Here is an 18,908-nt window from a genome sequence, read left to right on the forward strand (position 1 = left end):
CATTCTAAGTATAGGATAAGCCCTCGACCGATTAGTATTGGTCAGCTCCATGCATTGCTGCACTTCCACCTCCAACCTATCTACCTCGTCGTCTTCAAGGGGTCTTACTAATTGGGAAATCTCATCTTGAGGGGGGCTTCACGCTTAGATGCTTTCAGCGCTTATCCCGTCCGTACGTAGCTACCCAGCCATGCTCCTGGCGGAACAACTGGTGCACCAGCGGTACGTCCATCCCGGTCCTCTCGTACTAAGGACAGCTCCTCTCAAATTTCCTGCGCCCACGACAGATAGGGACCGAACTGTCTCACGACGTTCTGAACCCAGCTCGCGTACCGCTTTAATGGGCGAACAGCCCAACCCTTGGGACCTACTTCAGCCCCAGGATGCGATGAGCCGACATCGAGGTGCCAAACCTCCCCGTCGATGTGGACTCTTGGGGGAGATAAGCCTGTTATCCCCAGGGTAGCTTTTATCCGTTGAGCGATGGCCCTTCCATGCGGTACCACCGGATCACTAAGTCCGACTTTCGTCCCTGCTCGACTTGTAGGTCTCGCAGTCAAGCTCCCTTATGCCTTTGCACTCTGCGAATGATTTCCAACCATTCTGAGGGAACCTTGGAACGCCTCCGTTACTCTTTAGGAGGCGACCGCCCCAGTCAAACTGCCCGCCTGACACGGTCCCCGTACCCGATAAGGGCACTAGGTTAGAACCTAGATACGATCAGGGTGGTATCCCAACGGCGCCTCCACCGAAGCTTGCGCTCCGATTTCTACGGCTCCCACCTATCCTGTACAGATCGTACCCAAATTCAATATCAAGCTGCAGTAAAGCTCCATGGGGTCTTTCCGTCTTGTCGCGGGTAACCTGCATCTTCACAGGTATTAAAATTTCACCGGATCTCTCGTTGAGACAGCGCCCAAGTCGTTACGCCATTCGTGCGGGTCAGAATTTACCTGACAAGGAATTTCGCTACCTTAGGACCGTTATAGTTACGGCCGCCGTTTACTGGGGCTTCGGTTCATAGCTTCGGGTTACCCCTAACCACTCCCCTTAACCTTCCAGCACCGGGCAGGCGTCAGCCCGTATACTTCGCCTTGCGGCTTCGCACAGACCTGTGTTTTTGCTAAACAGTCGCTTGGGCCTTTTCACTGCGGCCCCCTCGTGCTATTCACACTACCGGGGCACCCCTTCTCCCGAAGTTACGGGGTCATTTTGCCGAGTTCCTTAACGAGAGTTCTTCCGCGCGCCTTAGAATTCTCTTCTCGCCTACCTGTGTCGGTTTGCGGTACGGGCACCTTCTCCTGGCTAGAGGCTTTTCTTGGCAGTGTGAGATCATGACCTTCGCTACTACAATTTTCGCTCCCCATCACAGCCCAGCCTTATCGATGTGCGGATTTGCCTACACATCAGCCTCACTGCTTAGACGGACATCCATCAGTCCGCGTCACTACCCTCCTGCGTCACCCCATCGCTCATAGCGGATTACGGTGGTACAGTAATTTCAAACTGTTGTCCTTCGACTACGCCTTTCGGCCTCGCCTTAGGTCCCGACTTACCCTGAGCGGACGAGCCTTCCTCAGGAAACCTTGGGCTTTCGGCGGATCAGATTCTCACTGATCTTTTCGTTACTCATACCGGCATTCTCACTTGTGTAGTGTCCAGCGCTCTTTTCAGTACACCTTCAACCCCTACACAACGCTCCCCTACCCCAGATACATACGTATCTAGCCATAGCTTCGGTGGTGTGTTTAGCCCCGTTACATTTTCGGCGCAGAGTCACTCGACCAGTGAGCTATTACGCACTCTTTCAATGGTGGCTGCTTCTAAGCCAACATCCTGGTTGTCTGTGCAACTCCACATCCTTTCCCACTTAACACACACTTGGGGACCTTAGCTGATGGTCTGGGCTGTTTCCCTTTTGACAATGGATCTTAGCACTCACTGTCTGACTCCCGGCAATAAGTATATGGCATTCGGAGTTTGACTGAGCTTGGTAATCCTTGCGGACCCCGCACCCAATCAGTGCTCTACCTCCACTACTCTTATACCGAGGCTAGCCCTAAAGCTATTTCGGGGAGAACCAGCTATCTCCGAGTTCGATTGGAATTTCTCCGCTACCCCCACCTCATCCCCGCACTTTTCAACGTACGTGGGTTCGGGCCTCCAGTGCGTGTTACCGCACCTTCACCCTGGACAGGGGTAGATCACACGGTTTCGGGTCTACGTCCACATACTAATTCGCCCTATTCAGACTCGCTTTCGCTGCGGCTCCACCTTCTCGGCTTAACCTTGCATGTTAAACGTAACTCGCCGGTTCATTCTACAAAAGGCACGCCATCACCCATTAATAGGGCTCTGACTTTTTGTAAGCACACGGTTTCAGGTTCTATTTCACTCCCCTTCCGGGGTGCTTTTCACCTTTCCCTCACGGTACTGTTTCACTATCGGTCGCCAGGTAGTATTTAGCCTTAGCAGATGGTCCTGCTGGATTCATACGGGGTTTCACGTGCCCCGCACTACTCGGGATCCGTCTCGGAGAGAACACAGTTTAGGTTACAGGGCTTTTACCTCTATCGCGGGCCTTTCCAGACCTCTTCACCTACCATATTCCTTTGTAACTCCATGTGAGACGTCCCACAACCCCTAAGAGCAAGCTCTTAGGTTTAGGCTGTTCCGCGTTCGCTCGCCGCTACTGACGGAATCACTATTGTTTTCTCTTCCTCAGGGTACTTAGATGTTTCAGTTCCCCTGGTCTGCCTCTACATTTCCTATGTATTCAGAAATGAGTAACTGCGAATTACCACAGCTGGGTTTCCCCATTCGGACACCCCCGGATCAAAGCTTGCTTACAGCTCCCCGAGGCAGTTTCGTTGTTCGCCACGTCCTTCGTCGGCTCCTGGCGCCTAGGCATCCTCCGTGTGCTCTTATTAGCTTAACCTTGATTTTTCCGCAGGAAAATATCATACGATGACATTCTCTTTGGAATCATCTCACTAATAACATTTACTTGTTTGCACAAGTTGCTAAAAGATGTTCTAAAACGCAAATTCGTTTCGGTATCCAGTTTTCAAGGATCAAGTCTTACTTGAGAGCTTAAACTCTCAAAACTGAGCAACGAGTGAGTAACAGGCCTAAACCTGAGTTTTGGAAGTTAAACTTCCGATTTGAATGTCCTCATTGCAGAGAACGATTCTCCATAGAAAGGAGGTGATCCAGCCGCACCTTCCGATACGGCTACCTTGTTACGACTTCACCCCAATCATCTACCCCACCTTCGGCGGCTGGCTCCCTTGCGGGTTACCCCACCGACTTCGGGTGTTGTAAACTCTCGTGGTGTGACGGGCGGTGTGTACAAGACCCGGGAACGTATTCACCGCGGCATGCTGATCCGCGATTACTAGCAATTCCGACTTCATGCAGGCGAGTTGCAGCCTGCAATCCGAACTGAGACCGGCTTTGATGGGATTGGCTCCACCTCGCGGCTTCGCTTCCCGTTGTACCGGCCATTGTAGTACGTGTGTAGCCCAGGTCATAAGGGGCATGATGATTTGACGTCATCCCCACCTTCCTCCGGTTTGTCACCGGCAGTCACTCTAGAGTGCCCAACATTACTTGCTGGCAACTAAAGTTAAGGGTTGCGCTCGTTGCGGGACTTAACCCAACATCTCACGACACGAGCTGACGACAACCATGCACCACCTGTCTCCTCTGTCCCGAAGGCCGCTGCTATCTCTAGCAGATTCAGAGGGATGTCAAGACCTGGTAAGGTTCTTCGCGTTGCTTCGAATTAAACCACATACTCCACTGCTTGTGCGGGTCCCCGTCAATTCCTTTGAGTTTCAGTCTTGCGACCGTACTCCCCAGGCGGAGTGCTTACTGTGTTAACTTCGGCACCAAGGGTATCGAAACCCCTAACACCTAGCACTCATCGTTTACGGCGTGGACTACCAGGGTATCTAATCCTGTTTGCTCCCCACGCTTTCGCGCCTCAGCGTCAGTTACAGCCCAGAAAGTCGCCTTCGCCACTGGTGTTCCTCCACATATCTACGCATTTCACCGCTACACGTGGAATTCCACTTTCCTCTTCTGTACTCAAGCCACCCAGTTTCCAGTGCGACCTCAGGTTGAGCCCAAGGTTTAAACACCAGACTTAAATAGCCGCCTGCGCGCGCTTTACGCCCAATAATTCCGGACAACGCTTGCCCCCTACGTATTACCGCGGCTGCTGGCACGTAGTTAGCCGGGGCTTTCTTCTCAGGTACCGTCACTCCGGTAGCAGTTACTCTACCGGACGTTCTTCCCTGGCAACAGAGCTTTACGATCCGAAAACCTTCATCACTCACGCGGCGTTGCTCCGTCAGGCTTTCGCCCATTGCGGAAGATTCCCTACTGCTGCCTCCCGTAGGAGTCTGGGCCGTGTCTCAGTCCCAGTGTGGCCGTTCACCCTCTCAGGTCGGCTACGCATCGTCGCCTTGGTGGGCCGTTACCCCACCAACTAGCTAATGCGCCGCAGGCCCATCCCTCAGTGACAGATTGCTCCGTCTTTCATTCTTCTCTCAGGAGAAAAAAGAAATTATCCGGTATTAGCTACCGTTTCCGGTAGTTATCCCAGTCTGAAGGGCAGGTTGCCTACGTGTTACTCACCCGTCCGCCGCTAAGTCACTTTGAAAGCAAGCTTTCAAAGTGACTCCGCTCGACTTGCATGTATTAGGCACGCCGCCAGCGTTCGTCCTGAGCCAGGATCAAACTCTCCAATTAGTATTGAAAAGAGCGATATGCTCATTTTGAAACATCTGACGAGAAAATTAATTCTCTAATTTTGGATTTCACTTACGTGATTTCCTACTCACTCGTTGTTCAGTTTTCAAAGATCAAGCTGTTATTTCGTCGATGTGTTGTTCAGCAGCGACCTTTATAATATATCACAGCGTCCTCGTTTTAGTCAACCTTTTTTTTAATTTCTTTTTTCGGTTGTCTTTCGAATGTTTTCGAAAGCACATCTCTGTGTCAGAGGGACGAGTTATAATTTAACACATGAACAAGGAAAGAGTCAACCATTAATTTTTCCGAATAAATATGAGCGTTTCATATTAGTAAACAAACAAAAAAGAGAGTGCTCAGCCTCTCCCTATCCTTGCTCATCTCTCTATAATTAAACATCTTCTACTGTATCTAATTTATCTCTATAATGTATAGCGGATCGCATGCCCTTCTCCCTCGTGAACATCAGCCCAAGATGTAATCTCTCGGATTAGCGAACGAGAAACCAGCTTTCGTAAAACAAGGGGTAGTTCAGACTCTAATTGACTCAGACCTGAATGCTGCAGTAATTCTTTAATGCTCCATGCTTCCTTACGGCTATTCAAAATATTAAAGAGCAATAGACAACAGTCCGTCATTTTGGACATAATCCCAAATTCACATGCAAGAAGCACAAGCTCCACACGTTGCTCTAAGGTCTCAGTACTGACCGTTAACTCCTCATAAAGTTTATGAACAGAGGTATTCATGCTTTTAACCTGCTCCCAAATAGCTGGCTCGGGGAAAGCACCCACTTCACTCACTTCTATTCTTGCCCAATGGTATAAGGCTATCAATACACAGTTGTAAGCATCCATAATAAAGCCAGCCTCTATATAGCGCTTGGATTTCACATACATATGCAAAAAGCGAGCAAACTCCATAAATGCGACCCGTTCCTTGATCGGTCCTTCAAATTGCAGTATCTCACGTCGCATTTCCTCTAGTATTCCCTTGGGGTCCCAGATCACTTCCCCCCTCATCAAACTGATAAGAAGTTCGTTATTATCCCCTGCCATAACAGCCTGCTCCAAAGCAAAAAGGCCAATATGGACTGACTGGGTCCGTTGGTCACCGGCAATGGTATGGCGAACAATATGCTCTCTATCCTGTTCTTCATGCAATACTAACACTACCATATCAAAATCTTGAAGAAGTGCGCTTTGAAACGGAATATCCCCATTCTGCCGCAAAACGACCGCTCCTAAAACATTCTCATCAAACGTTTCTCCACTCAACAAAGTTACATTGGACAGTTCCATGCTTCCCTCCATTAAATTTGGCGATTTTGCGTCCAGTCAGTTATAATTCAGTTATAATTATTATTCTACATATGAAAGACAGTTCCTTCTGGACAACCCAACTATATTTAGTTAGGAGCAAACACTCATGAAGTTTAAAACGGCTAAGATCAACGCTTTTCGCACATGGGGATTACTGCTCACAATGCTCGGAATGGGACTTATGGTTTTGGGTACAGCGGGCATCGTGTTTTGGGGCTCAACTGGAAAAGTATTCGCTGGAATCGGTCTTGTAATCGGTTTAATCTCAATGATGGCAAGTCTTGCAATCTATTTCTGGGCTGGGATGCTGTCAACTAGCGCAGTCCAACTGGAATGCCCTGAATGTCACAAGCTGACCAAAATGCTGGGCAAAACAGACCGCTGTATGTTCTGCCATACCATCCTTACTATGGATCCAGCTGAGGCCAATATTACTGCGGAACAACTTAAGAGTCAGCAGCTTAATCAATAAAACACATCTTACAGAAGCTTATTACTAGCGATTTATAATGCAATCAAACATTTGCTTAATACAACAAAGGGGCCCCTATATTGGGAGCCCCTTTGTTTATTATGAATGAAATAATAATTACTTATGAATCCCTTGTAATGCCTCCCACGCAGACGGATTACTAAAGCTGCGATTCCATGAACCAATGCCACCAAGCCCTAAAGACTTAGCAAGCTCAACTCTAGCTTTTAAAGAAACTTTGTCTTCGATCCATATTTTTTTAAGAGCGCCATCTTCCTTATACTCAACGTAATTCTGCCCTGCTGCCTTATCAAAGGTTGGGGTCAGCTTCTTCTCTTTAATAATTTTTTCAACGGCATTCATACTAACCGATTTAGAGCTTACTTTGGTCTTGCCATCCACCTGGGCCTCAGTCCAGATTCTAGTGTACAGTGGAATCCCTAGAATCAGCTTCTCAGGCGGCACATCGTCTTCCTCTATAATCCGGCTTAACGAGCTTTCTACCCACGGCAGAGACGCAACAGAGCCCGCAACAGGACTAGCAGCCCAATGCTCGTCATAAGCCATAACAATAAGATAATCAACTACTGAATTAAGAGCTCTACGATCAAGGAATGCTGACCACATCTCACTGTTAGATTTAGGGGTTACGTCTATGGAGACGATTAAGTTTTTGGCTTGAGCCATAGGTTTTAGCTCTCGCATAAATTGTGTAACATTCTCCCCGTCTTTCGTATATACATTCTCAAAGTCAATATTAATTCCATCCAGCTTGTATAAATCTGAATACTCGAGGATCTGTACGATCGCGTTCATCCGCTTCTCATAGCTCGACAATGCCTCAGTGGTTATGTCTGGTTCAAAGCTATTGCTGAGCAGCCCCCATACTTCCAAACCGCGCTCATGGGCCCACTGCACATACGCACTATCAGCCTGACTGCGCACATTCCCGTCACCATCTATGATACTGAACCAAGTCGGGCTAGCCACGTTAACGCCCGGAAGCTCACCGAATGTACTTGGGTCAGGTTTGCGTTGATAAACAGCTTCCCAATACAAATTCACTGACTTCCCTTTCCAGCTTCGTTCTGCCCGTGAGGGAGTGGTGCTTTTGGGTTCCACTGTCTTTTGACCGTCTGAGATAATATCACTGGCCTTGGTATAACCCGCATAACCGCTGCTTAACTGCACATACAGCCAGTCCTCATTTTCCTTATTCCAAATACTCACGATGGCACCTGGGGACATATCGGCCACGATGGGTGCGTGAATCGACGCTTCGCTGCGAAGAGCGACTGTCTTATCACCTGCTTCACCTTTCACTTTCCCCAGCGGTACAGTCTCCCCTGCTGTCATTAACAGCACAGCCCCGGTAGTCGTATCCTCTTGAATCTCAAACCCATACAGGTCTTCTAAAACATCCGCAGGAAGATAAGTTATCTTTTCCTTAACTTCAGGTGCCAGCCGCAGCTGCAGCGGACGATTGTTCAGACTAGCATCGGTTTTATCCTCTTGCATATATAGAAGTTCACTTTCCGTTGATAGGATGACCGATTTAGTCTTTTCTTCATAACGAATAGATGAGTCCACATGTTCCTGCAGTAATGGTAGAGGTAAAAGCATGCTATCACCGGTCCCTGAGGCGGAATATCCTGTTAGCTCTCCTTTTACGAAGATAGGATGTTCTAGGCCTTTCCAGTCTGGATCGATGTGCTGGCGATTTGGCAATACAAAAAACACAACCCAATAAGCTGCTGCCGCAATGAGCAAAAGTCCAAAAAAGCGTCGGAAAAGACCTCCGCGCTTTTTGACGCGTTTCTGTCTATATCTTCTGTCCAAAATATATCCTCCAAATATTAGATGATTTTAAGTTAAGTCTAACAATACGATTATAACATCCACTTGGTTCCGGATAACCAGTATAAGTTAGTCATTTTCACTATATTTTGTTATTTTGAAAAAAATAAAAACGTGAGTCCTCCGCTTTCGGATTTCACACGTTTATTGTGTAGCTTGGCTATACGCCCTTAAGTCAGTAGTATTCTGTCTTATTGTTGCTTCTCTCTGCAACATTTGCAAACTCCATGCAATTCCATACGCAAACCCGTAATTTTGAAGCCCGTTTCCTGCTCTGCATGTATCTCTACATCATGAAGCGAAGGATAACTAAAATCTTCAATCTTACCGCATAGCTGACAGATGACATGATAATGATCAGATACATTGGCATCAAAACGACTGGAACTATCTCCGTAGGTCAACTCGCGAACCATGCCGGCTTCCATAAACATCTTGAGATTATTATATACAGTTGCTACGCTCATGCTCGGAAATTTCGGCTCTAGCGCCCGGTATATATCGTCAGCTGTAGGATGATTCATTGCTTCCATCAAATACGTAAGAATCGCATGACGCTGGGGCGTTATACGGACACCTGTTGTCTTTAATTGTTCCAGTGCATGTTGTACTCCACTCCCCATTACTGTCACCGCCTTTTGAATTTAAAAATAAAAGAAATACTTCTTAAGATTGTAAGACCGATTTTTCAATATTGTCAACGAAGTCTATACATTATATTTATTATTATATAAGAAAAATTACTTTTTTCAATATTTCCTAACATTTAGATTGCTATTTCCTTCAACATGAAGCTTGAACTCGCCGGTTCCCACTTCACCTGATACTTTTTTCTTATCAATTGTAAGTTCAGGCAAATCTGAAGTAATATCACCATATCCACTGGAACCATTCACTGTATAGTTGCTTAACATCGGTAAATACAATTGAATGTCACCAACTGCGCTATAAATGTCCCAATCTCCAGCGACATCAGAAGAGCGAACATCAATGGTACCATTTAGAGATTCGGCATGTAGCTTGGATCTGGCTCCATCCACCTCTAAATTACCGTTTTTGGTAGTAATATCGATATCATTGCTATTTCCGATCGCACTAATATTGCCGACAGCCGTCGATAATTTCAAAGCACCGGTAACATCCCAAGCATTCATATTGCCTCCGCTCGTTGTTAAATCAACGCTACCTTGAACAGATCTGGCACGGACAGCTCCATTCAGTGTTTTTCCCTTAACATTACCAAAGATACGATGAAGGATCAGCTCTCCATTCCCCGTTTCCAGAGAAATGTCTTCAATGGCTTCTACATTCTGCAACGTGATCCCGCCATTCATAGTGCGAACATCGAGGTTAAAGCGGCGATCCTCCGGCAAGTAAATGTCTAGATCCATGCGTGGCTGGCGTTTACCAGATTCTCCATAGGCCTTGCTATTCGAGGTGATTTTTATGTTGGGCCCTTCAACAACGTCCACAAAGGACTGTTCTGATATAGCTTCAGCCATCGGCCCATCCAACTGATCTACCCAAACTGTCGTTGTAATTTGAATATCATCCACTGGAGCACGGTGTAATAAAATATCACCATTAATACTATCAATAGATATTTTTGCTGTATTTAATTCCACCGGAACAATTAGCGGGGCTTTCTGATATTTGCTGCCTTTAGCCTCACCATAGTCCACTGCTGCTGCCGTCAGGTTTAGACTGACATTTTTCCATAGATATAAATAATGTTCTTGCTCTGCAACAATAAATACACTCGCAGCTAGCAATATAGCAGATAAAAGCCCACGTAAATCCAATCTGATTCTGGTTCCCTTAGCTGAACGGTTAGAGAAGATAAACATCAGCAGGAACTCAATCCCCCATAACACCGGGATGACTGGCCACCACTTCAAGAGCAGAAGCATATAGTCAGTTCCCTCTCTCCAATCCAAAAACAAAGGAACAGAAATAGCTATCAGTAATACAGAAGCCGTATATCTTCCCACGCGCCGCTTGCGAGGTTCATTGTCTTTACGCTGCACAACTGCTCTGGCAATTTCTCTAGCTCCTATAAATAAGCCACCGCATACTAAAATGACAGACACGGCCATTTCGGCATAATGTTCAATAAAGAACTGGAGCCATGTTGGTTTCTGCCGGAACAGAATAAGCAGGGCGCCCCCTAAGAGCAATAAGAGTCCAAAGGATATCCCAGGCTCGCTGACGATACTACGACGTTTAGGAGCCTCGTTTGCTTTGGTCACAGAAATATCAAGATCATGATCCTCTGGGAAGCGAAGAAGCCTGTCCGCTGATTGCAATACGTCATACACGTTATAAAAATAGATCACTGGAATAATGAGCGCAAGTAAAATAAGCAGTGGAACATTGATCTGCATCCCGATGGATGAGAAATACAATAAAGCTGAGATATCCAAAAGAATTAGAAAGATGAAGGTGATCCCTTTTCGGAGAAGCCCAAAATACAAATGCCCCGTCCCAGGGATGAGTGCTGCCAGCAGTCCAGCAATAAATTTACGTTTGCGGTGGCGCCGCTTCGGACGCGGAGGAATAATCCTCTTCTGTATCTCATTTTCCTTAGTCTCTATATCAACAGAACCTTGCAGTTCTTCCTGCTCTGGGAGCATTGCAGAGTCATGTTTCATTTTGGACTCCTCCTTTCGTAAATAGTTGTCTATGAATATCTTTTTTCAAAGAGAACCACTCCGATGAAATTCAATCAATTCAACTCCTGGAGCGACTTCCTCCACACCGGTAGGCAGAAAACCATGTTTACTGTACAACGAAACGGCAGGTGTATTCTTTTTGCCTGTCGACACAATGAATTGCTCCATCCCTGCAAAATGCTCAAATACATATTCCAAAAGATGGCTAGCGATACCTCTACGAAAAAAGTCCGGCCCCACCATCATTCGTGTAATCGTCAATTTTCCAGGAGATTCTTCCTCTACAGCAACAGCACCCATTAGTTCCTCATCTTTATCGAAGCAGCCATAAAAACCCTCTTTAGAGCTGCTGAGCATTTCTCTCGTCTCCATCAGAGGTGGTATTTCACGAAAGCCTATAAGTTCAGCTTCCAGTCTATAGGCCTTATGCTGAAGACTCCATAATTCATTAACGGTGCTTTCATCCTGCAGATTTAGCTTGTTAATTGTATTCATCCTAACCAGTCCCCTTATATGCCGCTAAGGGCCTGCCGTTGCCGACAAGCCCTTAGCTTATTACATAAGTATATTACCCCAATTATAAACGCCGCTGGCGTCCTTTTACAGACGACAAGCGTTTAGCTGCTCAATACCTCGATGAGAAGTTTATTAGCAAGACCCGGATTCGCCTTACCTTTACTTTCTTTCATGACTTGTCCGACCAGGAAGCCGATTGCTTTCTGTTTACCCGCTTTATAATCTTCCACTGATTGCGGATTGGCGGCTACGACTGCTTCCACTATCCCTTTAATGGCACCTTCATCGCTGATCTGCACCAGACCTTTTTCCTCAACGATAACAGCTGGCAGTTTACCGCTCTCTAGCATTTCTTTAAATACTGTTTTAGCGATTTTGCTGCTGATGGTTCCGGCTGCAATCAGCCCGATCATCTCGCCTAGCCCTTGTGGTGTAATTTGTACCTGCGACAACTCCAGATTATTACCATTCAAATAGGCAAGCAAGTCACCCATAATCCAGTTAGCTACAGCCTTGGCATCCTGCGTATAGGCAAGACACCCTTCGAAAAAGTCCGCTAACAGTTTAGAGGATGTAATGACGCCTGCATCATAAGCTGTCAGGCCCAGTTCCCCGCTATAACGTGCTTTCCGAGCATCCGGAAGTTCTGGAATCGTTGAACGAATGGATTCTTTCCAAGCATCATCAATATGCAGAACGATCAAGTCCGGGTCCGGGAAGTAACGATAATCATGCGCTTCTTCTTTCCCGCGCATCGATAATGTTTTCCCTTGTGCTTCATCCCAGCGGCGAGTCTCCTGCACAACAACTCCACCATCATCCAGGATCTCAGCCTGACGATATTGTTCATACTCCAGTCCACGCAATACACCGCGGAAGGAGTTCATGTTCTTAAGCTCTGCTCTAATGCCGAATTCCTCTTGTCCTTCTGGGCGTAGACTGATGTTCGCGTCACAGCGCATCGATCCTTCTTCCATCTTGACATCGGATACGTCACAATACTGCATAATCGCACGGATTTTCTCCAGATAAGCACGAGCTTCCTCAGGGGAGCGCAGATCAGGTTCGGATACGATTTCGATAAGCGGTGTTCCCACCCGGTTAAAATCGACTAACGAGGCAAAACCGCCATCTACGTGCGTAAGCTTACCTGCATCCTCTTCCAAATGAAGACGAGTAATGCCGATCCGTTTGGTCTCTCCGTTAACTTCAATGTCGATCCAACCGTTCAGGCCGATAGGCTGATCAAATTGTGAAATCTGATAAGCTTTTGGTGAATCCGGGTAAAAATAGTTTTTGCGGTCGAATTTGCTAACATCACCAATGGTGCAATTCAGCGCCATCGCTGCTTTCATAGCGTATTCTACCGCTTGTTTGTTGAGCACTGGCAATACGCCGGGGTGACCCAAGCAGACAGGACAGGTATGAGTGTTAGGTGGGGCTCCAAATTCAGTGGAGCATCCGCAAAAGATTTTGGAGTTGGTATGAAGCTCTACGTGAACTTCCAAGCCGATGACCGTTTCGTATTTAGACATAAGTAATCCCATTCCCTCCTTTACTACAGCTGTGGACGCTGCTTGTGATGATCTGTATTTTGTTCAAAAGCATGAGCGACACGCAGAATCGTGCTCTCGTCAAATTCCTTACCGATAATTTGCAGACCTACAGGCATGCCTTCCGCAAAACCACAAGGAACACTCACGGCCGGAATACCCGCCAAGCTTACAGGAATCGTGAGAATATCGTTCAGATACATGGTCAGCGGATCTTCAGTCTGTGAACCCAATTTGAATGCTGTCGTTGGTGCTGTTGGGCCGATGACCACATCATATTTTTTAAAAATGTCGTCGAAGTCCTGTTTAATCAAAGTACGCACCTTTTGTGCTTTTAAATAGTAAGCATCGTAATACCCGGAGCTGAGTGCATAAGTACCCAACATAATACGACGTTTAACCTCAGGGCCAAAGCCGCGGCTGCGGGAATTAAGATATAGATCAAGCAATCCTCCGCCTTCATCTACACGTGCGCCATAACGCACACCGTCAAAACGCGCGAGGTTAGATGAAGCTTCCGAAGAGGACAGCAAATAATAAGCTGCTACTGCGTATTCCGTATGTGGTAATGAAACTTCCTCCCAGACAGCACCCATTCCTTCCAGCACTTTAAGTGCAGACAAAACTGTCTCACGCACAGAAGCATCGACACCTGCTCCCAGGTATTCCTTAGGAACAGCAATGCGAAGTCCGGAAACATCACCAGTAAGTGAACTCAAATAATCAGGAATTTCTACTTTAGCCGAAGTAGAGTCTTGGGCATCATAACCAGCAATTGCTTGAAGCACATAGGCAGAATCCTCTACATTACGTGTTAATGGTCCAATCTGATCTAGTGAGGAGGCAAAGGCTACCAGCCCGTAACGTGATACAAGACCGTAAGTAGGTTTGAGACCTACAACACCACAATAGGAAGCTGGCTGGCGGATGGAACCCCCAGTATCCGAACCTAGTGAGAAGAACACTTCGCCCGCAGCTACTGCTGCTGCAGATCCGCCACTGGAACCGCCGGGCACACGCTCTAAATCCCAAGGATTGCGTACAGGACCAAAGCTTGAGTTCTCATTAGATCCGCCCATTGCGAATTCATCCATATTTAATTTACCGATCGTTACGGCATCTGCCTGCTGCAGTTTAGAAGCTACAGTAGCGTTATAAATCGGCTGGAAGTCGCTCAAAAATTGGCTGGCACAAGTTGTGCGCAGGCCTTTAGTTACAATATTATCCTTGATTCCGGCAGGAAGACCAAACAGCAACCCACGTGCTGCTCCGGATGCCAGTTTGTCGTCCAAAGCGCGTGCAGTGCTACGAGCGCCCTCCTCATTCAAGGTCAAAAATGCATTTACGTTCTTATCCCGCTCAGCGATAATCGCCAGCGATTCTTCAGTCAGTTCACTGACCGATACCTCTTTAGCAGTTAACATGCGGTGTACTTCAGGCAATCGATTTTGAAACAGGCTCAAGATTCTTCCCCCTTTCTAATTATGTAGTTATTCCAAAACAGCTGGAACCTTGAAATGTCCGTCTTCATCATCTGGAGCGTTAAGAAGTGCTTCCTCTTGCGTAAGGCTATCCTTCACAACATCCTCCCGCATTACATTGCTGACTTGCAGCACATGCGTGGTCGGCTTTACATTCTCCGTATCTAGCTCATTTAATTTCTCGGCATATTGTAAAATAGCATTCATTTGTTCTGTAAAGGTTGCCTCTTCTTCCGGGCTCAGCTGCAGACGAGCCAGCTTGGCCACATGCTGCACATCTTTAACGGTAATGCTCATAAGAAAAATCCCTCCTGTTTAAAGGGCTAAAGCGCCCGGATAACGTTTTTAATTATATTGTAGAAGCTTGGACAATTCAATGATGGGCTGTAAAACAAACGCTCCTTTATCAAAGTGAAGGGGATTCCTACACATTTTAAAGGAGCGTATCGTTAGTATATTCATAGAGAAGGGTTTTGACAGTCAGTGATTTCACAGCATTTAGCAGCGGTATGACAAAACAAAAAAGCCGGCTTGCGCCGGCCTTCCTTAAATCCAAGCTCGAAGATTCACTTGTTTGATGAAATCCGCTTGGGACATGCTTTCGCTTGACGTTGATTCCGTCTCTTCTATATCCATATCTTCACCGTTCATCAAATGATGGAACAGCTTCTCATTGTACGTGGACAAAGCATAATCAATCAACGCTTCATGCGTTGCTCTCTCAGCCTCAGCTACTAATAAATGTTCTTCCGCCTCAATGTCCTCAGCCGGAACATAAAAGTTCCTATTAGCCTCTGGTACACGAATAACATAGTCAAACGCATTATCGGGATTGCGGTCGTAAGCAATTAGGTAGCCGTATTCCCCGATAGGAAGACTCTGCTCGAAAGCGTCCGCAACAATGACAATCTTCTCTCCTAAACGCAGCATCGCCCTACCTCCTAACCCCAAAATCTTTCAAGATTTTGCTTGTTTCAACAGTCTACTAAAAAAAGATAGAACTGTCTAGTTGAAGGCTGGCCGATCCTACAAATTCTATGAAAATATACTATATTTAATAAAAATATAACTTATGGTTCAAGCGGGTAAGTTATTCTTCCTTGTCAAAAGTGCAGCACCCACTAAACAAATCAAGATCAAAATAGCTGCTGAAAGATAGGGTCCAACCCTGAAGCCTTCTCCAGCCATAAGAATTCCAGCCGATAACCCGGAAAGCCCCGCAGGTGCCCATTCAAACCATGAAGGTAATAAGCTTTGGCCTAATGATAATCCTGCCATTAGCGCCAATGCTAAAAAGGCGGCAACTGGAGATTTTAAAAATCCACTAAACAACAACGTAGCTGAGACAGCACATAACAGCCACAATCCATATACTCCAGAAGCTGCGATGACATCTCCCCAAGATAGTGAACCAATCAACTGCTCCGTGTAGTAAGCCGCCCCCGCTGCACCTAATCCTAGAGCAACGATCAACAGGGTCAGCTGCGCTGCCCATTTAGCGAACACTATTGCGGCTGGAGAAACCGGCCTTACCAGAATTAATTCCATAGTTCCGCTATAGCGCTCACCGGCTAAAACATTCATCGCGCCAAGCGCCAATACTAACATTCCGATCGTTCCGTACTGTCCCAGAGATTGCGCCATCACAGCTGCGGCACTCGGTATTTCATACCCCTCTAGCAGACCTGGGGGAACATCACCTGAAGCTTTTAATATTTCCGGCAAATAATAAGTAGTTAACGGCTGCATAATACCTAATAGGATAAAAACGACAGGTATCCAGATTAACTTATAACTGCGAGCCATTTCGAGCATTTCTTTGCGATAAAGGACCCAGGCGCTTCTCATACTCCCACCACCTTCATAAATAAATCCTCTAACGTGGAAGAACCCGCTTCAAATTGCAGTAATGGAATTTCGAGCTGCGCCGCTTCTTGCAGAATCGTCCATCGGGCCATGTCTACATCGTTCACATTAAAAATTGCCTGATCTCCGAACAACTGAGTCTCTAGTACAAACGGTTTGGCAGCAAGAGACTCCAGCCACTGAATAGCTTTTTCTTGCTTCTCTGTACGTAAACGAATAACAGGAAGGCTGTATTGTGTACGCAGCTGTGATAAAGACCCCTTCTCAGCAATCAAGCCCTGATTCATTAAAATAATATCATCGCAAATTTCTTCTGCATCATGCAGCACATGTGTAGAAAAAACTACAGTTGTCTCTTCACGTATCTCCCGCAGCAGTCCCATTACTTCTCTGCGGCCAATCGGATCAAGTGCAGATACAGGCTCATCAAGCAACAGCAGACGAGGCCGGTGCACAAGCGCCTGAGCCAGACCCAGCCGCTGCTTCATCCCACCGGAGTATCCACCAATCCGGCGACGAGCATCACCTTTAAGCCCTACACGCTCGAGCGATTCCAATGCCCTGCTGGTTGCGTCTTTAGTTCCCATTCCACTAAGCTTTGCAGCGAAAACAACATATTCATGTCCAGTCATCCAACCATAAAAAGCTGGGGACTGTGGCACATATCCTAATCCTCTGCGATATTCGGCTCCAGGACGGCTCCCCTCAAATGAAATCATTCCAGAGGTGGGTTCTAGCAGCCCTGCCAGCATACGAAGTGTGGTCGTTTTCCCAGCACCGTTAGGCCCCAGTAAAGCGACGCACCGTTCTTTCTCAATTTCAAAGCTTATATCATTTACGGAAATATGCGCCCCATAGCTTTTGCGCAAATTCTTAACTTGAAGGAGTGACATCAGACATCTTTCCTTCCTATTGTGAAATAAGCTACGCTGCCTAATATATTTCCGCAAATAATGATAATAATCCACATCCATTTTGGACCACGAACGTTATCCGCTTTGGCCAGAGATATCAGACCAATAATAGCAAGCAAAGCCTGCAGAATAATTAACGGCATGATTAAACCCCATTTTACCTCTTCCATGAAGTACCACTCCTTGTAATAAGATGAAAGGAACGAGCTTTTTACTAAAGCTTCACAACTGCTTCTTCCGTCTACGTCGATCAGGAAGAATAACAACAAGTAAGTAGACTAATGCGGGTGACGGAACTGTAGTAATCGCCCATAATCCCCAGAACCAAGCTTTTTTCCCTCGCCGTCTTGCGTCCCGGAACAGTAAGGTCCCCTGCAGCATTAACGCTACTGCTATGCCAAACCACAACCAAAGAGGCACATCCTGCAGCTCATTCATTCTTGTACACCTTCTCTATTTCTTCTGATCCTGGCGATCCCTAAGCCACCCAGTCCTACAATAGGAATGATCGCCTGAATAATCCAATAGATCATTGGCGCAGAAGTGAGAATGGATAAAAATGCGCAGATCAGGATCAATGAGACCCCCCAGAATAACAGTAGTTCTTTGCGTTCCCTTCTCTTTCTCTGCACAGCTGCATCAGCCATTAACCACTCCAGTTCCTGTAACGAAGGTGGGGTGATGTCATCATATTGCGCATCCAAACGTTCAAGCTCTTCAGTAAGCTTGTGCAAATACAGTTCTGGCTCCTTATCCTTCTCCATCCTCATTCAGCTCCTTTCGCAATTGGTTAAGACCAAGGGACACACGCGATTTGACCGTGCCAGAAGGAATTTGCATGATCACACCGATTTCTTCATAGCTATAGCCATAATAATGCTTCAGCAGCACAGCTACCCTCTGAGCAGAGGGTAGCTTGGAAATGGAATCAAGTACTTCACTCCATTCTTCCCCCCTGCTCTCAAACCGCCAACGAATCGAACGGGTGCCCTGCGCCTGCTGTTCCCGTTTCTTCCATTCTGCCTCACGTTTCCAGCGCCGCTTTCGATCGATAAATATTCTGGTGGCTATCGTAATTAACCAAGAGGAGAACGAAGAAGAACCGTTATAGGTATTGATTTTTTCCATACATCTGACCATCGTGTCCTGTACAAGATCCTCTGCCAGCAACGGATCCATAGTCACTTTGAGTAGATATTTGAACAGAAAAGTATAATGTTCTCGCAGCAGTGAAGACAGTGCTGAAGTATCTCCCTGCTGTGCCCGTCTGATTTTCTCCAGCGCCTGATCGCTCATCTGCCCCTCCATTCAGGATTTCGTTCTTATTTGTAATACGATTATGTATAGTGATTCGTTCAATGCGCTTTAATTTTATTTTTTGAGCTCCCAGAGCTTACGCCGCCATGGCTGAAGCAATCCTGCTTCAGCAGGGAAATGCCAAAAAAGAGGCTTTCTTCTAGGCTCGTCTCCTGAATTCACTGGTATTCTCCCATC

Annotated in this window: 16 protein-coding genes and 2 rRNA genes; 1 reads left to right on the forward strand and 17 read right to left on the reverse strand. The window is 46.6% G+C overall.

The features are described 5' to 3' along the window. Window positions 1-11: 11 nt before the first annotated feature. From MHB37_RS27485 to MHB37_RS27495, 3 genes are all read right to left on the reverse strand, one after another. Window positions 12-2,938, reverse strand: a 23S ribosomal RNA gene (locus tag MHB37_RS27485). Window positions 2,939-3,200: 262 nt separating this feature from the next. Continuing rightward, window positions 3,201-4,758: ribosomal RNA gene (locus MHB37_RS27490) — 16S ribosomal RNA — on the reverse strand. The 16S and 23S rRNA genes sit together here, the layout of an rRNA operon. Before the next feature lie 425 nt (window positions 4,759-5,183). Beyond that, a complete protein-coding gene (locus tag MHB37_RS27495) occupies window positions 5,184-6,062 on the reverse strand; it encodes a nucleotidyltransferase-like protein (RefSeq protein WP_076128632.1) in 879 nt (292 codons plus the stop codon). 127 nt (window positions 6,063-6,189) lie between these two features. Between MHB37_RS27495 and MHB37_RS27500 the strand changes: the two genes are divergently transcribed. Continuing rightward, window positions 6,190-6,555: a DUF2614 family zinc ribbon-containing protein gene (locus tag MHB37_RS27500; RefSeq protein ID WP_036680151.1), complete on the forward strand. Its 366-nt coding sequence runs from the start codon at window positions 6,190-6,192 to the stop codon at window positions 6,553-6,555. Window positions 6,556-6,672: 117 nt separating this feature from the next. On the opposite strand, the gene MHB37_RS27505 is transcribed toward MHB37_RS27500, so the two are convergent. From MHB37_RS27505 to sigY, 14 genes are all read right to left on the reverse strand, one after another. Then, window positions 6,673-8,394 carry a glycosyl hydrolase family 18 protein gene (locus tag MHB37_RS27505; RefSeq protein WP_076193678.1) on the reverse strand — a complete coding sequence of 574 codons (1,722 nt, stop codon included), beginning with the start codon at window positions 8,392-8,394 and terminating at the stop codon, window positions 6,673-6,675. Between the two features lie 209 nt (window positions 8,395-8,603). Further along, the gene (gene perR / locus MHB37_RS27510) at window positions 8,604-9,035 is read right to left on the reverse strand and encodes a peroxide-responsive transcriptional repressor PerR (RefSeq protein WP_036680160.1); all 432 of its coding nucleotides are present in this window, start codon (window positions 9,033-9,035) and stop codon (window positions 8,604-8,606) included. Between the two features lie 126 nt (window positions 9,036-9,161). Further along, the gene (locus MHB37_RS27515) at window positions 9,162-11,063 is read right to left on the reverse strand and encodes a DUF4097 family beta strand repeat-containing protein (protein ID WP_248549640.1); all 1,902 of its coding nucleotides are present in this window, start codon (window positions 11,061-11,063) and stop codon (window positions 9,162-9,164) included. Window positions 11,064-11,108: 45 nt separating this feature from the next. Continuing rightward, complete coding sequence (locus MHB37_RS27520) at window positions 11,109-11,579, reverse strand: N-acetyltransferase (RefSeq protein WP_076146333.1); 471 nt, start codon at window positions 11,577-11,579, stop codon at window positions 11,109-11,111. Between the two features lie 122 nt (window positions 11,580-11,701). After that, window positions 11,702-13,147 (reverse strand): Asp-tRNA(Asn)/Glu-tRNA(Gln) amidotransferase subunit GatB, encoded by a 1,446-nt coding sequence (gene gatB / locus MHB37_RS27525; protein WP_076179766.1) that lies wholly within the window; start codon window positions 13,145-13,147, stop codon window positions 11,702-11,704. A gap of 11 nt (window positions 13,148-13,158) precedes the next feature. Next, window positions 13,159-14,616: an Asp-tRNA(Asn)/Glu-tRNA(Gln) amidotransferase subunit GatA gene (gene gatA / locus MHB37_RS27530; RefSeq protein ID WP_076128638.1), complete on the reverse strand. Its 1,458-nt coding sequence runs from the start codon at window positions 14,614-14,616 to the stop codon at window positions 13,159-13,161. Window positions 14,617-14,643: 27 nt separating this feature from the next. After that, window positions 14,644-14,931, reverse strand: a complete 288-nt coding sequence (gene gatC, locus MHB37_RS27535) for an Asp-tRNA(Asn)/Glu-tRNA(Gln) amidotransferase subunit GatC (protein ID WP_036680166.1) — start codon at window positions 14,929-14,931, stop codon at window positions 14,644-14,646. Window positions 14,932-15,180: 249 nt separating this feature from the next. Next, complete coding sequence (locus MHB37_RS27540; protein ID WP_036680170.1) at window positions 15,181-15,564, reverse strand: hypothetical protein; 384 nt, start codon at window positions 15,562-15,564, stop codon at window positions 15,181-15,183. A gap of 147 nt (window positions 15,565-15,711) precedes the next feature. Then, on the reverse strand, window positions 15,712-16,482 hold the full coding sequence (locus tag MHB37_RS27545; protein WP_076128640.1) for an ABC transporter permease subunit: 771 nt from the start codon (window positions 16,480-16,482) through the stop codon (window positions 15,712-15,714). After that, on the reverse strand, window positions 16,479-17,393 hold the full coding sequence (locus tag MHB37_RS27550) for an ABC transporter ATP-binding protein (protein ID WP_076128642.1): 915 nt from the start codon (window positions 17,391-17,393) through the stop codon (window positions 16,479-16,481). The genes MHB37_RS27545 and MHB37_RS27550 overlap by 4 nt, the downstream gene beginning before the upstream one ends. After that, the gene (locus MHB37_RS27555) at window positions 17,393-17,584 is read right to left on the reverse strand and encodes a PLDc N-terminal domain-containing protein (RefSeq protein WP_036680175.1); all 192 of its coding nucleotides are present in this window, start codon (window positions 17,582-17,584) and stop codon (window positions 17,393-17,395) included. Before MHB37_RS27555 ends, MHB37_RS27550 begins: the two co-directional genes overlap by 1 nt. A gap of 52 nt (window positions 17,585-17,636) precedes the next feature. Beyond that, the gene (locus MHB37_RS27560; RefSeq protein WP_036680176.1) at window positions 17,637-17,852 is read right to left on the reverse strand and encodes a hypothetical protein; all 216 of its coding nucleotides are present in this window, start codon (window positions 17,850-17,852) and stop codon (window positions 17,637-17,639) included. Further along, complete coding sequence (locus MHB37_RS27565; protein ID WP_076136947.1) at window positions 17,849-18,178, reverse strand: YxlC family protein; 330 nt, start codon at window positions 18,176-18,178, stop codon at window positions 17,849-17,851. Before MHB37_RS27565 ends, MHB37_RS27560 begins: the two co-directional genes overlap by 4 nt. Beyond that, entirely contained in the window at window positions 18,165-18,710 is a 546-nt protein-coding gene (gene sigY / locus MHB37_RS27570) for an RNA polymerase sigma factor SigY (RefSeq protein ID WP_076179762.1), read from the reverse strand. Before sigY ends, MHB37_RS27565 begins: the two co-directional genes overlap by 14 nt. Window positions 18,711-18,908: the final 198 nt, after the last annotated feature.

Source organism: Paenibacillus sp. FSL H3-0286 (genome assembly GCF_045040705.1).
Taxonomy (GTDB): Bacteria; Bacillota; Bacilli; order Paenibacillales; family Paenibacillaceae; genus Paenibacillus_AQ; species Paenibacillus_AQ odorifer.